This window comes from Nitrososphaerales archaeon, assembly GCA_025058425.1.
In the GTDB taxonomy this organism is placed as follows: domain Archaea; phylum Thermoproteota; class Nitrososphaeria; order Nitrososphaerales; family JANXEG01; genus JANXEG01.
The window spans coordinates 12,440-26,759 of the sequence record JANXEG010000001.1; the positions used below are offsets into that span (position 1 = coordinate 12,440).

The following is a 14,320-nucleotide window of genomic DNA, read 5'->3' on the forward strand; positions in this document are numbered from 1 at the left end:
AGTTTTACAAGATGGTTTATGAATAAGAAGGTGATCGCGGGTACGATCGTGACGATCCTTACGATCGTCGTTATCGTTAATTTATTAACCCCTACAAAGCCTTCTTCACCAGATTCAACTTCTACAATCACACCCACGCCGCTACCTAATTCTACGAGTTCGCTACAAGTCGGTAAAGTAACCGTTCATTTTATCGATGTCGGTCAAGGAGATTCGATCTTCATAGACACACAAGGAAAGGATGTGCTTATAGATGGTGGCCCAAAGTCTGCTGGTGAGAATGTTGTAAGATACCTCTTGCACCTTAATATAACCCGCATAGATATTATAATAGCTACTCATCCACACGCAGATCATATCGGAGGGTTGATCGTAGTTATGCAGGAGTTCGATCTACGTGGCTATCCGATCATAACGGTTTACGATTCTGGATTTAAAGTAGATACCAAGATTTATGAAGAGTATATAGCCTTAGCTAAGAAACGAAATTTTGTAAAGGCTGAGAGGGGCCAGAGGATAGAGCTGGACAACATGAGTTGTATCACGATTTTAAATCCAACCCAACCCCCACCATTTAAAGATCCGAATGATAACAGCATTGTAGTTAGACTTCAGGTCAACTTGGTAAGCTTTCTATTCACCGGAGATGCGGAGAAGGATGCTGAGCGAAGCATCCTTGACGCTCAGTTAGAAGTGAAGAGTAATATTTTAAAGGTCGGGCATCACGGTAGTAGAACATCCACATCCTTAGAATTTCTAGATGCTGTGAAGCCAGAAGTCGCGATCATCAGCGTGGGCAAAGATAATCCTTATGGACATCCACATAAAGAGATTATAAATAGGTTGGTAGCTAGAGGTGTAAGGGTGTATCGGACCGATCTCGATGGTACGATCATCATATCTACAGATGGAGTTACCTATAGTGTTAGAAGTATAATTCGGCATTGAGATTCAGTTTAAACTTGAAATTTGATCGTTTTGTCCAGATTTCAGATTTAAATAATAATAATGGTGGGACTGCCCGGATTTGAACCGGGGACCTTTCGGTTTCTGCTTTCGATTATCAGCCGAACGCTCCTCGGCCCATTAAGGATAACCAAGCTGAGCTACAGTCCCACCGATAAATCCAGAACCTCTCCATCCTCCATTCTATATTTTTACCTTTGGACCTCTATAAAAATTATGCACCATCTATATGAGATGTTTTAGAAGTGTTATAGAAGAAGATTTCCGTTTAAGATCCTAAGAATAAGGCAAGGTTTAATTCCAAAGTACGGTTTGTCATAAGTGATGAGTGATGATAGATGGTAGATCTGCAAGGGTATAGGGGGCCCTCGTTAGAACTCCTTCACAGATCCCAAGTATCTGTAGGAGACTCGATTGTAGTAGAGACCGATGATGCCATTTATGAAGGGGTTCTGATGCCACGCTACGAATTCGCTGATGATCGGCATATTGTGATAAAGTTGAAGAATGGTTACAACATAGGCATTCACATTAAGAGAATAAAGAATATCGTTAGAAGGGCTAAGAAGGAGGATCTACATACCGTTACTCCCATCCCTGTATCTGTGAATCAGAATTTACCAAAGGTATCTATAGTGAGTACTGGAGGGACGATTGCGAGTAGAGTCGATTATAGAACGGGTGGTGTGTATCCGGCACTTTCAGCGAGTGATCTATACACATCGGTACCCGAGCTTTCTCAATATGCCCAAATAGACGCAGAAGTCTTATTCAATATCTACAGCGAAAATATCGAAGTTACGCATTGGGAAGCGATGGCGATGAAGGTTGCGGAGAAGGTGAGAGAGGGTTTTCACGGCGTAGTTATAACACATGGTACCGATACGATGGGCTATACATCGGCTGCATTGAGCTTCGCCCTTCTAAATGTGCCTATACCAGTAGCTATCGTAGGTTCACAAAGATCGTCCGATAGACCATCTTCAGATGCCGCCTTGAACTTAATAGGTAGCGTAGTTTTGGCTGCAAGGGCGCCATTTTCAGGGGTTTATGTGGTGATGCACTCGAGTATGAATGATGATACCTTAGCGGTTCATCTGGGCACCAGAGTGAGGAAGAACCATACAAGTAGAAGGGATGCTTTCGAATCTATCGATACCCCACCCGTTGCATATATCAAAGATGGGTCGTTGGAGATGGTCTTGAATAATTTACCTTTAAGAAGGGATGATCGTGAGTTTAATCCGAGAGCGAAGTTCGATCATAGGGTCGCCCTGTTAAAATTCCACCCGGGATTCGATCCATCGATCATCGAATATTTAACCGATCGAGGTTATAGAGGTATCGTACTTGAAGGTACTGGACTGGGCCATGTGAGCAATAAATGCTTCCCAGCTTTAAGAAAAGCCATAGATAGAGGAGTATTGGTGATGATGACTTCACAGTGTATCTGGGGTAGAGTGAGGATGACGGTTTATGAAACTGGGCGTGACCTTCTCAACATAGGCGTGATACCATTGGAAGGTATGCTCCCCGAAACAGCGTTGGTAAAGATGATGTGGGTTTTAGCCCATACGAGCAATGAGGAGGATGCGAAACGACTTATGTTGACAAACCTTGCAGGAGAGTTTATAAGTCGTTCACCATTAAAGAGGAGGTTTAACGATGGCCTTTGATCCTGAAGAAATCGGTTTAAAGGTAGGGTTAGAGATCCATCAACAATTGGCCACCAAAAGTAAACTCTTCTGTGAATGTAGTAACCTCCCCGAGTCAGATTTCCAATTTAATTTTATCAGACGGCTTCGACCGACACAGAGTGAATTGGGCCAGATAGATCCTGCAGCACTCTTTGAATTCAAGAAAGGTATGTCTATCAAATATTTGGCGGGGAGTAAAAGTGCATGCTTGGTCGAGGCTGATGAAGAGCCTCCCCACGATATCAATAAAGAAGCTATAGAATCTGCGATCTTGATCGCTCTGATGCTAAAATCGAATGTGGTGGATGAAATACATGTTATGAGAAAGATTGTGATCGATGGTTCCAACACTACAGGCTTTCAGAGAACCTTCATCGTAGCTTTAGGTGGTGCATTACAAGTAGGTAATAAAACGATACCTGTACAAACGATATGTCTTGAAGAAGATGCGTGCAGACTTTTAAATGAAGGGGATAAGAGTCGTGAATATAGTTTAGATCGATTGGGCGTACCTTTGATAGAAGTCGCCCTAGCCCCTTTCACTGGCACACCTCAAGAAGTACAAGAAGTCGCCCTAGCTTTAGGGAGGTTGCTGAGATCTACAAAAAGAGTGGCTAGGGGGCTCGGTACCATAAGGCAAGATCTTAATATCTCGATCAAGGGCGGGGGTATCGTAGAGGTCAAGGGTGTACAGAAGCTCGATCTTTTGGGAAAGATCGTCGAGTTTGAGGTCCATAGGCAATTGGCACTGATCGAAGTTGGTAAGAGATTGAGAGATAGTGGGTTGACACCGAACGATTTTAATGAGGATTTTGTAGATGTGAGCGATATCTTCAAAGGTACGGGCTCTTTGATATTAAAGAGAGCTTTAGAGCGAAGGGATCTAATAATCGCTTCAAAGCTTAAGAATTGTAAAGGTTTGTTAAAGTATGAACCATATCCGGATGTCAGGCTCGGTAAAGAATTGGCCGATCTTGTTCGATTCTATGGTTTAGGTGGCATAATACATTCAGACGAATTGCCCAACTATGGTATAAGTGAAGATGAGATAAATCGAGTTAGAGAAAGGTTAAGGCTAGATGATGAAGATGCATTCATCATCCTGATCGGTTCAGAGTATAGTGTTCAAGAAGCGTTAAAGGCTGTAGTGAATTACCTTCGTGAAGTAATAAAAGGTGTGCCATCAGAGACTAGAGGCCCTACACCCGATGGTAAAACAAGATTTACCCGACCTAGACCCGGAGCGGCAAGGATGTACCCTGAAACCGATATCCCTCCATTCCAAGTATCTGAAGAACTCATAAAAAGATTATCCCTTCAGATCCCCAAGCCCTGGCAAGAACAGGTGGAGGAGTACAGAGTGAAGTATGGATTAAGTTATAAACTCGCGCTACAGCTCTATGACTCCGATTACGTAGATATCTTTAATGAATTGGTATCGATGACAAGGATTTCGCCCAGCTTTATCGCTACCGTCCTACTGGAGATTTTGGTCAATCTCTCTCGCTCGGGCTTTGATACCTCTCGGATCGATGAAAGAATCTTAAGGAGTTTATTCAAAGCTTTGGATGAAGGAAGGATCTCGAAGGAGGCTGTTCAAGAGATTTTAGAAGTTATAGCGAAGGGAGAGGTCGATAGTGTAGAGTCAGCTATCGAAAGGTTAAAGCTCTACCCAATTTCTGATGATGAATTAAAGAGTATCATCGATAAAACCATCCAGGATAATTTGAATTTAGTGAAGGAAAGGGGTGAACATTCATTCAGCATTCTAATGGGAAGAGTTATGAAGATTGTGAGAGGGAGAGTAGATGGTCAGAAAGTGAGTATGGTATTGAAAGAGAAGATTAAAGAGGCCATGCGTATTTAATTTATGTAAACAGTTTTATTTTCAAGTTACACAACTACACACCAACAAGTTTCTCCATAAACTATATAAGTTATTTTTTACATATTTATTTACATATGTCTGAAAGTCGTGTGAAGATTAGAATTAGAACTGGTGCAAATGAAATTGAAATAGAAGCACCGTCCTCAATCCTAAAGGATGCTGTAAATTTAATCCCAGAAATGTTACAGAAATTACCTGAGTCTCAACCGCACCATGTCTTTAGAGAGCCCGCTCCACAACAGACCCCCTCACCTACCGTGACCATGGGCTCACCCATACCTGAAATAAAGGTAGAGAAGGACGATTCGTTGACCGATATAATCATAAGGATCTTTAAGGATCCGTGGGGGCGTACACCTCGTAAATTGAGTGATGTCCGTGCTGTGTTAGATTCTTACGGACTAATCTACCCTAAGCAGTCTGTGGCGGTCGCTCTATTGAGATTGGCACAGGCCGGTAAGTTAAGGAGGTTTAAGGGAGAAGGGGGAGAGTATGTTTATACTGCTTCTACAGGTCTTGCGGTAGATGAGGCAGATTCGGCACCTACGACCTAAATCTTTCAATCGGACCATTTACTCAACCATACTAGAATCATAACAAGGTTAAAGAAAATTACGAGATGGAAGAAAAAGCAGAATCTATTATGAAGAGTCCTCTCCTTATTATGTCACCATTCACATAAATATTCGCTTTAATTTTTCATTTCTGATGAAGACCTATTCTTATATCCATTTATACAACCACTCTTTATCTCTCTTACAAGTTTAGCGATTTTGTCAAGCTTCTGAAAAGGATTCTTTAAGTTTTTTGAGTATATTCTTGTGTAAGCACTCCCAACTACCACACCATCGGCTCCATTAGCGATCATAACCTCTGCATGCTCTTTTCTCGATATTCCAAAACCAACCATTATTGGGACGGGGCTATAGGCTTTAACATCCTTAATGAGCTTAAATGTTGAATTAACTATCTTCAATTTACTACCTGTGACCCCTTCGAGACTTATTAAATATACAAAGCCCGAGGCATTTGTTAAAATCCTCTTAAGCCTCTCATTGGAGGTTGTTGGAGCGATTTGGAAAATCAAATGCAACCCTTTTTCTCTGACCATTCTTAGATACGGTTCCGCTTCTTCTAAAGGTAAATCTGGAATTAAGATACCTTGAGCCCCCGCGTCTCTTATTTTCTCTAAAAATTTCTCAAAACCCATGACGAATGGAATATTAAAGTATGTAGTTACGATGATAGGTACCTTTAGACCTCTACTCCTAAGCTTTTTAATCCCATCGATACATTTAATAGGTGTTATACCAGCGTTTAACGCCCGCTCACACGCTGCTTGAAAGACTGGTCCATCAGCTATAGGATCGGAGAAAGGGATACCGAGCTCTATTATATCAGTACCATTCACAACAAGCGTTTCTATCAACTTTATAGAGAATTCTTCGTTGGGATCACCATAGTAAATGTGGGCCATGTGGGCACCTTCTCCTCGCTCTTTCAATTCCAGAAACTTTTCACTAATTCGATCCATAAAAATGCCTCATAATAACCTCTATATCCTTATCTCCTCTACCTGAATAATTGATGACTACAATATCATCAGAGTTAAACTCTTCAGGATGGTTTAAAGTATAAGCGATAGCGTGGGCCGTCTCCAAAGCTGGTATAAGCCCTTCGCTTTTACACATGATCTTAACAGCTTCAAAGACTTCATGATCAAAAGCATAGCAGGGCTTAACTCTCCCAATTTCACATAAATAAGAGATTTCTGGACCTCTTCCAGGATAATTCAAGCCCGCAGCCCTTGTCTTCGAAGGTTTGATCTGGCCCCATCTATCTTGAATGATATACATAATACTGCCATGAAGTACACCCGGGCTACCGAGTTGAAAGGTCGCAGCGCTATCATCAGCTTCAAGATTCTCGCCCCCACCTTCAACGAAGTACAACCTCACATTACGCTCTTCTATAAAGGGTTTGAAAGCACCTAGTGCATTGCTACCACCACTCCCACAACACACAATAGCATCCGGAAGCCTCTCTTCTTTCTTAAGGATTTGTTGTTTAATCTCGTTACCTATGACACTTTGAAAGGTTGCCACAATCATTGGAAAGGGATAAGGGCCTACGGCAGAGCCCATAACATAGTGAGTTGTTCGTGAGCATCTAGCCCACTCACGAAGGGTCTCTGAAACAGCATCCTTTAAAACTCCAGCACCAGTCTTTACAGGCTTCACCTTTGCACCCAAAAGCTCCATCTTCTTAACGTTTAAAGCCTGGCGCTCGATATCTTTAATCCCCATAAAAATTTCAGTCTTCAATCCACAAATATTCCCAGCCATGACCGTAGCCAATCCATGCTGACCTGCAGCCGTCTCCGTAATTAAACGCTTCTTCCCCATCTTTTTAGCGAGTAACGCTTGGCCTAAAGAGTTATTGAGTTTATGAGAACCTCCGCAAAGGAGATCCTCACGCTTAAGATAAACCTTAAAACCTACAAGTTTGCTGAAGTTTCGTGCATAATAAAGTGGTGTTGGCCTACCGCCATAATCTCTAAGCAGCCCATGAAACTCTTCTTGAAACTCTTTTGTTGGGTAGATATGTTTGAAAGATTCAGCAAGCTCTAGGAGTGCGCTCATCAGAATTTCGTTTACAAACATTCCTCCATACCTTCCAAACCATCTTTCCTCCATTATTTTTCACCATAACTCTGGATAGTTCGAATAACCGTTCAGCACCACTCCTTTTGCATTATTAATAAAACTCTTCACTTTTTGGTAGTCTTTAACCCCTGGTCTTAACTCCACCCCTGTAGACACATCGACCGCATAAGGCATAACCGTTTGGATAGCTTCTCTAACATTTTCTGGTGTCAATCCTCCAGCTAGTATCAAAGGCTTTGGATAAATAGCATCCCTTATACGCTTACTTATACTCCAATCGTGAATTTTGCCCGATCCGCCATACTTACCAAAGGCAAAAGAGTCCACAAGAATCGCATCAAAAGACTTTGCCTCTTGTATAGCTACCTCCAGGATCGTATCCTTGGACTTCATAGATAAAGCTCGAATCAAAATAACTTCTGACAACTCTTTCTTCAATTCATGAAGATCTTCAATTTCTTCACCATGTATCTGAATGGCGTCAGGTTTAAGATATTCGTAAAACTTTAAAACCTCGCCCGATCTTTGTGGCACAGTAACGAGGACTCTTTTTATATGTGTAGAGACGAGTTTAAAGAGACTTTTGGCCCTTTCTACACTAAGGTTTCGAGGTGAAGACGGTACTCCCACGACAAAACCGATTGCATCGGCACCCAATTCACAAACCATTCTTACATCTTCATCTTGTGTTATGCCACAAATCTTAACCTTCACGGTGCTCATATAGCCATCACGAGCTCTCTAACCTTCTCCTTAATATTTTGGGCACTCATAATTGCTGAGCCGATTAGAAACGCTTTAGCACCGCAACTCCATAAAAAGCGAATATCTTCTGGCTTTCGAATCCCACTCTCACTTACTATGATTTTCTTACATCCATCGATATTCGATAAAATTTCTTTAGTGATGTATAAATTCACCTTAAGTGTTCTTAAATCTCTGTTATTTATACCTACAAGATCTGCGTCAGTTTCAAGCGCTGCCAAGAATTCTTCTTTATTATGAGTCTCAAGGAGGACCTCTAAACCCATCGATTGGGCGAGGTGGATCAGATCCTCGACCGAATAATCTAAATACCCTTTCTTAAAGACTGAATAGATGAGTAGAATTGCATCGGCACCCAATTCAGCTGCAGCTTCGATTTGAATAGGGTCAACGATGATATCCTTCATCAAAACCGGCAGATTTACGCACCTTTTCACTTCAACCAAATTTGTAATAGAGCCACCAAAGTGTTTTGGCTCGGTTAAAACGGATATTCCAATGGCTCCACCATCCTCCATATCTCGAGCAATACCTTTTAAGTCCTTTATGCCCGTTATCACCCTTAAACTACCACAAGATGGAGATGCAGGCTTGATTTCGGTGATTATCGGTGCACGTTTACAATTGGTTATAGCTTCTTTTAAGCTAACCTTACGCTTAATAAAACCACTGACTCTAAAATTGTAATATCCGCTTTCTACAGTCTTTATAGCATCATCTACCAAAACGTCTAAGAAGTCAACCATACTTAGATTCGAGCTCCTCAAGCTTTTCAGGGTTGCTCCCATCATAGAACTTGATTAACTCCTTCAATTTCTTATAAGCAGCTCCACTTTCAATAGATCTATTTGCTAATTCTACCCCATAAGAAAAATCGTCAGCCATTCCGCCAACGATGATACCTGCAGCAGCATTCACAACTACAAGATCTCTTTTAGGATCTCCCGCTTTCACACAGCCATAAAGTATCTTAAAAGTCGTCTCAACACTTCCTTCTGGACCTGTCTCAAGTATATTCTCTATTGTAGTCTTTTTAACACCCAAATCTTCAGGTTCGACTTCGAAGGTTTTGACTTCTCCATTCTTAAGCCAAGCTATCAAAGTCTTACCTACTGTCGATATTTCATCAAGTCCATCTAACCCATGGACGACCATCGCCTCCTTTAAACCTAAACCTTTAAGCACATGGGCGATCTTTTCTACAAGATTGATATCATATACACCTAACAGTTGGGCATCTACAAAGGCCGGGTTGGTCAATGGCCCAAGGATATTGAAGACCGTTCTAATACCAATCTCAACTCTTGCATCGATCGTATACTTGATAGCCGGGTGAAAGATGGGTGCGAAGATAAACCCTATATTGATATTTTCAATGGCCTTTTCTACAATCTTTGGCTCTACATTAAGGTTAAGTCCCAGGCATCTTAAGACATCTGCACTCCCGCTCTTACTCGTGACTGAGCGATTCCCATGCTTCGCTACAGAAATACCAGCACCTGCAACTACAAAGGCCGCTGTTGTACTAACGTTAAATGTCTTAATCTTATCCCCTCCAGTTCCACACGTATCCACGAGCCTCCCTCTAACCTTTGGATGAATTCTACAACAGAAATCCCTCATCACCGTAGCGAAAGCTATAATCTCTTCAATAGTTTCGCCCTTCATCCTTAATGCCGTTAGGAAAGAGGCTATCTGGGCCGATGTAGCCTTGCCTGACATTATCTCCTTCATAACATTACAGGCCTCATCGTAAGATAGGTTACACCCATTTACTAACTTCCCGATCGACTCTCGAATCATTTTATCCACACCCGTCGAGAAAGTTCTTTAAAATATCCTTGCCTTGTTCGGTGAGTATCGATTCTGGGTGAAATTGTACACCCTCGATTGGGTATATTTTGTGGCGAACGCCCATAATTTCGCCATCATCGAGTGCTATGGCAGTCAACTTAAAGCATTCAGGAAGTGTGTTTTTATCGACTACGAGTGAGTGATAACGTATAGCCTGAATAGGGTTCTTTATACCTTGAAATATACCTTCTCCATCATGCTTTATAAGGCTCGTTTTACCGTGCATTACTCTTTTAGCACGTATAACTCTACCACCAAACGAATGAACGATACCTTGATGGCCTAAGCAAACCCCTAAAGTCGGGATTTTGATACTCATGTGCTGTAGAATTTGAGTACAAATACCAAAGTAACGAGGTTTCTCTGGATTGCCTGGGCCTGGAGAGATTACAATTCTATCGGGTTTAAGTTTCAAAGCTCTTTCTAGAGTTATCTGGTCATTTCGGTATACGATGGGCTTCGCTCCTAACTCTCCGAAATATTGAGCTAAATTGTAAACGAATGAATCGTAATTATCGATGATAAGGACTATCATATCCATTACACTCAGATGCAAATTGGAGGGCTTTGATAAGGGCTGATGCTTTATACTCTGTTTCAAGCCATTCATTCTCAGGTATCGAATCTGCAACGATCCCAGCTCCGACTTGAATGTAAGCCTTATCGCCCTTCGCAATCAACGTTCTTATCGTTATAGCAAAGTCGGCATTACCATTATAAGAAAAATAGCCCACAGCCCCTGCGTAGGGCCCCCTCCTCACAGGCTCACATTCTTCAATGATCTCCATAGCTCTCACCTTCGGAGCACCCGAAACGGTACCAGCGGGAAAAACAACCCTCAAAACGTCGTAGCAAGAACAACCCCGCCTGAGCCTTCCTACAACGTGGGAAACTATGTGCTGAACATGGCTGTACTTGTAGACCTTCATAAATTCTGGTACATGAACCGAACCGAACTCCGAAATTCGACCGATATCGTTCCTAGCAAGGTCTACGAGCATCACATGCTCAGCCCGCTCCTTTGGATCTTGAATCAACTCTTGAGCCAATGCTTCGTCCTTCTTCGCATCGTTCTTAACTCGTGGCTTCGTCCCCGCTATCGGAAAAGTCTCAATAATACCATTTTCAACCCTAACGAGCATCTCAGGGCTTGAGCCCACGATCTGACAACTCCCCATCTTCAAAAAGTACATGTACGGAGATGGATTGATCGTGCGTAGCACCTTATAAAAAGGAATGAGAGATCCTTTAAAATTGAACTCATAACGCCTTGAGAGTACAACTTGAAATATATCGCCAAAATTTATATAATCTTTAACTTTGATGACCATATTCTCAAAATCTTCCTTCTTGATATTCGTTCTTAACTCCGAATGAGAAAGAGCTTCAAAATCACGATCGCCATTAACGATACATTCGATTTCTTTCAGCCGGCTTTTATCGAGATAGTAATAGAAGACCTCTCGAGTCTTATGATCGAAGACTATACCATCGTTATAGATTGCTAGCTCTAGATCTGGAAGTTTAAGGTCATCGTTAGCGATCTTTGGTAACTTCTCCCAATATCTGATCGCATCGTAGGAGATGTATCCTACAGCACCACCTATAAACCTAATAGAATTATTTTGGGTGGTACAAATCTTCTCAACGATACTCTTCACAAGTGGCAAGGGATCACTGACGACCTTCTTCATACATTCATTTTTATTCATGTCATAAACTTCAGCCCTTTTTTCTTTCACATTAATGACAAATCGAGGGTCAAAACCTATGAAGGAATACTCTGCTAGCTTCTCAGGACCTTCTACAGATTCTAGAATATACACATATTCAAAGTGTTCATAAAATTTTGTGAAGAGGTCTAGTGGAGATCCTTCATAATCGAGTTTGACCAATTTTATCTCCGAATCTATATGTGACGGTATTTGTGGTCGAATATCCATTTTATAACCATCCAGCTCTATAAATTACTAATAGTATCATATTTAAACTTTAATGAACAAAAATGTACATTAAAGGAAAAAGATTTGGTTCTCTTATTTAAACCTTAAAGTTTATATACTATTGATTTAGCAAAGATGTGTGTAGTGGTGGGGTTGAGAGGCGATCACCTTTATACCTTGTAGAACGATCATAATCTTCTCACTTAAGGTACTCATCGATGAGTCTTCTCAAAATACCCCACAGAATCTTGTATGAGTTTTGGAGGTGATTAATATGGGTGATATAGTAGTTATAAAATTCGGCGGCTCCGTACTTTCAAATGAAAAGATGATCGAGCGCGCTGCCAACGCTGTAAAGGATGGTGTAGAAAAGGGGCTCCGAATGGTGATCGTGATATCGGCATTAAAGGGTGTTACGGATAGTCTGATCAACCTGGCGAAGAAGGTGAATCCGAATACACCGAAGGATTTGATGGACGAGATCCTCTCGATGGGTGAGAGGACGAGTGCGAGGCTCTTTGCGAATGCGCTCATCGCCAAAGGTTTAGACCCTGTCATAGTGGATCCCAGCCTGGAGAACTGGCCCATAATCACCGATGAGAACTTTACAGATGCCAACCCAGATTATAATGAGACATCGAATCTGGTGAAGGAGAAGTTGATACCTATGCTGGAAGCTGGTAAGATACCCGTGGTCTGCGGATTCTTAGGAAAGAGCAAAAGTGGTAAGATTACTACTTTAGGTAGAGGTGGTAGTGACACTACAGCGATACTCTTAGGTAGTTGCTTGGATGCGAAAGAGGTCGTACTGGTGAAGGATGTAGATACGGTCTTTTCCAGCGATCCAGATCTGGTAGAGAACCCAATCCCTATTACTCAACTCGATGCAGAAGAAGCCTATGCCCTAACTCTAGGTGGGGCGAAGTTCCTCCATCCAAAAGCTCTGGCATACAAGCGTGCCAATGTGAGATTGAGGATAGCGAGTTTGACAAATGGTAGCCTTGGAGGTACCGTGATCGATGGTGGTGCCATCGAATTGAAGATCGAACGAATGAATGAACCGATCACCATGGTTACTATAATAGGCTCTGAAGCATCCGAACCTGAATCTATCCGCTTACTCGTAGAAGAAGTGAAGAGGGCGGGAGGGAGCTTGGTAGCGATGAGCTCTGAGCCCAAATCCATCATACTCTACGTAGCAGGTGGTGAAAATGTACCGAACCGATTGCACAATACGATGGTTACTAGAGGTCTGGGTAAGGCTTTAAGTGCCTTTGGAGATCTGGCGATGATTACTGTAAGGGGGCCAGCGATCGAAACGGTACCAGGGATGGTACAAAGAGTTACACAGCCTTTAGCAAGAGAGGGTATAAATATCTTCGGTGTCGTAACGATCAGTTCATCGATAAAACTTTTTATTAAGAGGGAGGAATCTGATAAGGTAATGTCGATGCTCAGATCTGCATTGATGGTGGTTGGAGCATGAAGACTATAGATGTTGCAATATTAGGAGCTACGGGGATGGTCGGGCAGGATTATATACATATGCTCGCCGATCATCCTTATTTCAGAGTGAAGTGTGTAACAGGGAAGGAGTCTGTCGGTAAGCGCTACGGTGAAGCTGCCACTTGGAAGGGAGCACAAGAAATCCCTCCAAAGTACGCCGATTTAGAAGTATTGCCGACCGATCCGAAGGTGGTCGATGCGGATCTGGTCTTTTCACCCCTCCCAACAGATATCGCCAGAACTACCGAGCCTCTATTCGCAAAGGCGGGCTTTCCATTGATAAGTGATGCGAGTGCACATAGAATGGAGAAGGATGTACCTTTGATAATACCGGAGGTGAATCCTGACCATACGGCATTGATCAAGGTTCAAAGGAAGAATAGAGGTTGGGATGGCTTTATAGTGACTACACCAAACTGTACCACAGTAGGGTTGGCCCTCGTATTAAAGCCACTTTACGATAAATACTCAATAAATAAAGTGATCGTTACTACTATGCAGGCGGTATCGGGAGCCGGATTCCCCGGAGTACCATCTCTATTGATCATAGAGAATGTAATTCCATATATTAAGGATGAGGAGGAGAAGGTTAGGATCGAGACATTAAAGCTCTTAGGCAAGTTCGATGGCGAGAAGATACTGGACGCGAACTTAAAGATCGCAGCATCCTGTAACCGTGTTCCTACACTCGATGGACATTTAGAAAGTGTGTACATCGAATCGTCAGATAAAATCGATGTGGATGATGCGATAGAGACTTTAAGATCCTTCCGAGGCGAGCCTCAAAGACTCAAGCTACCAACCGCACCTGTTCAACCTATAATAGTGAGAGAAGAACCCGATAGGCCTCAACCGAGGCTGGATCGAATGGCCGGTTCGGTAGCGGGTATGAGTGTAGTTGTGGGTAGGGTAAGGAGGGGTATCGATGAGCACTCTTTACAACTCACACTTCTTAGCCACAATACCATTCGAGGGGCGGCTGGGACCGCGATACTCACAGCCGAATTACTTGTAGCTCAAGGGTTAGTGTAAGGT

13 protein-coding genes and 1 tRNA gene are annotated in these 14,320 nt (G+C 42.4%); 6 read left to right on the forward strand and 8 right to left on the reverse strand.

What is annotated here, in order from left to right:
- Positions 1-18 precede the first annotated feature (18 nt).
- A complete protein-coding gene (locus NZ896_00065; GenBank protein ID MCS7115851.1) occupies positions 19-948 on the forward strand; it encodes an MBL fold metallo-hydrolase in 930 nt (309 codons plus the stop codon).
- Positions 949-1,009: 61 nt separating this feature from the next.
- Here NZ896_00065 and NZ896_00070 read toward each other — a convergent pair.
- A tRNA-Ile gene (locus NZ896_00070) sits at positions 1,010-1,116 on the reverse strand.
- 188 nt (positions 1,117-1,304) lie between these two features.
- On the opposite strand from NZ896_00070, the gene gatD reads away from it, so the two are divergent.
- From gatD to NZ896_00085, 3 genes are all read left to right on the forward strand, one after another.
- Complete coding sequence (gatD, locus tag NZ896_00075) at positions 1,305-2,642, forward strand: Glu-tRNA(Gln) amidotransferase subunit GatD (GenBank protein ID MCS7115852.1); 1,338 nt, start codon at positions 1,305-1,307, stop codon at positions 2,640-2,642.
- Entirely contained in the window at positions 2,632-4,530 is a 1,899-nt protein-coding gene (gene gatE, locus NZ896_00080; protein MCS7115853.1) for a Glu-tRNA(Gln) amidotransferase subunit GatE, read from the forward strand. Before gatD ends, gatE begins: the two co-directional genes overlap by 11 nt.
- Positions 4,531-4,625: 95 nt before the next feature.
- A complete protein-coding gene (locus NZ896_00085) occupies positions 4,626-5,105 on the forward strand; it encodes a hypothetical protein (GenBank protein MCS7115854.1) in 480 nt (159 codons plus the stop codon).
- Positions 5,106-5,242: 137 nt separating this feature from the next.
- On the opposite strand, the gene trpA is transcribed toward NZ896_00085, so the two are convergent.
- The 7 genes from trpA to trpE are packed head-to-tail and all read right to left on the reverse strand — an operon-like array spanning position 5,243 to position 11,779.
- A complete protein-coding gene (gene trpA / locus NZ896_00090) occupies positions 5,243-6,085 on the reverse strand; it encodes a tryptophan synthase subunit alpha (protein ID MCS7115855.1) in 843 nt (280 codons plus the stop codon).
- The gene (gene trpB / locus NZ896_00095; GenBank protein ID MCS7115856.1) at positions 6,072-7,247 is read right to left on the reverse strand and encodes a tryptophan synthase subunit beta; all 1,176 of its coding nucleotides are present in this window, start codon (positions 7,245-7,247) and stop codon (positions 6,072-6,074) included. Before trpB ends, trpA begins: the two co-directional genes overlap by 14 nt.
- Positions 7,248-7,253: 6 nt before the next feature.
- On the reverse strand, positions 7,254-7,940 hold the full coding sequence (locus tag NZ896_00100; GenBank protein ID MCS7115857.1) for a phosphoribosylanthranilate isomerase: 687 nt from the start codon (positions 7,938-7,940) through the stop codon (positions 7,254-7,256).
- Complete coding sequence (locus tag NZ896_00105; protein ID MCS7115858.1) at positions 7,937-8,728, reverse strand: indole-3-glycerol-phosphate synthase; 792 nt, start codon at positions 8,726-8,728, stop codon at positions 7,937-7,939. The genes NZ896_00100 and NZ896_00105 overlap by 4 nt, the downstream gene beginning before the upstream one ends.
- Positions 8,721-9,785, reverse strand: coding sequence for an anthranilate phosphoribosyltransferase (gene trpD / locus NZ896_00110; GenBank protein MCS7115859.1), 1,065 nt, complete (start codon positions 9,783-9,785; stop codon positions 8,721-8,723). Before trpD ends, NZ896_00105 begins: the two co-directional genes overlap by 8 nt.
- A gap of 1 nt (position 9,786) precedes the next feature.
- The gene (locus NZ896_00115) at positions 9,787-10,371 is read right to left on the reverse strand and encodes an aminodeoxychorismate/anthranilate synthase component II (GenBank protein MCS7115860.1); all 585 of its coding nucleotides are present in this window, start codon (positions 10,369-10,371) and stop codon (positions 9,787-9,789) included.
- A complete protein-coding gene (trpE, locus tag NZ896_00120) occupies positions 10,349-11,779 on the reverse strand; it encodes an anthranilate synthase component I (protein ID MCS7115861.1) in 1,431 nt (476 codons plus the stop codon). The genes NZ896_00115 and trpE overlap by 23 nt, the downstream gene beginning before the upstream one ends.
- A gap of 274 nt (positions 11,780-12,053) precedes the next feature.
- Between trpE and NZ896_00125 the strand changes: the two genes are divergently transcribed.
- Positions 12,054-13,265 carry an aspartate kinase gene (locus NZ896_00125; GenBank protein ID MCS7115862.1) on the forward strand — a complete coding sequence of 404 codons (1,212 nt, stop codon included), beginning with the start codon at positions 12,054-12,056 and terminating at the stop codon, positions 13,263-13,265.
- On the forward strand, positions 13,262-14,317 hold the full coding sequence (gene asd / locus NZ896_00130; GenBank protein ID MCS7115863.1) for an aspartate-semialdehyde dehydrogenase: 1,056 nt from the start codon (positions 13,262-13,264) through the stop codon (positions 14,315-14,317). Before NZ896_00125 ends, asd begins: the two co-directional genes overlap by 4 nt.
- Positions 14,318-14,320: the final 3 nt, after the last annotated feature.

Coding starts and splice junctions, on each gene's coding strand:
- NZ896_00065 (MCS7115851.1), top strand. CDS start 19: ATGAATAAGAAGGTGATCGCGGGTACGATCGTGACGATCCTTACGATC.
- gatD (MCS7115852.1), top strand. CDS start 1,305: ATGGTAGATCTGCAAGGGTATAGGGGGCCCTCGTTAGAACTCCTTCAC.
- gatE (MCS7115853.1), top strand. CDS start 2,632: ATGGCCTTTGATCCTGAAGAAATCGGTTTAAAGGTAGGGTTAGAGATC.
- NZ896_00085 (MCS7115854.1), top strand. CDS start 4,626: ATGTCTGAAAGTCGTGTGAAGATTAGAATTAGAACTGGTGCAAATGAA.
- trpA (MCS7115855.1), bottom strand. CDS start 6,085: ATGGATCGAATTAGTGAAAAGTTTCTGGAATTGAAAGAGCGAGGAGAA.
- trpB (MCS7115856.1), bottom strand. CDS start 7,247: ATGGAGGAAAGATGGTTTGGAAGGTATGGAGGAATGTTTGTAAACGAA.
- NZ896_00100 (MCS7115857.1), bottom strand. CDS start 7,940: ATGAGCACCGTGAAGGTTAAGATTTGTGGCATAACACAAGATGAAGAT.
- NZ896_00105 (MCS7115858.1), bottom strand. CDS start 8,728: ATGGTTGACTTCTTAGACGTTTTGGTAGATGATGCTATAAAGACTGTA.
- trpD (MCS7115859.1), bottom strand. CDS start 9,785: ATGATTCGAGAGTCGATCGGGAAGTTAGTAAATGGGTGTAACCTATCT.
- NZ896_00115 (MCS7115860.1), bottom strand. CDS start 10,371: ATGATAGTCCTTATCATCGATAATTACGATTCATTCGTTTACAATTTA.
- trpE (MCS7115861.1), bottom strand. CDS start 11,779: ATGGATATTCGACCACAAATACCGTCACATATAGATTCGGAGATAAAA.
- NZ896_00125 (MCS7115862.1), top strand. CDS start 12,054: ATGGGTGATATAGTAGTTATAAAATTCGGCGGCTCCGTACTTTCAAAT.
- asd (MCS7115863.1), top strand. CDS start 13,262: ATGAAGACTATAGATGTTGCAATATTAGGAGCTACGGGGATGGTCGGG.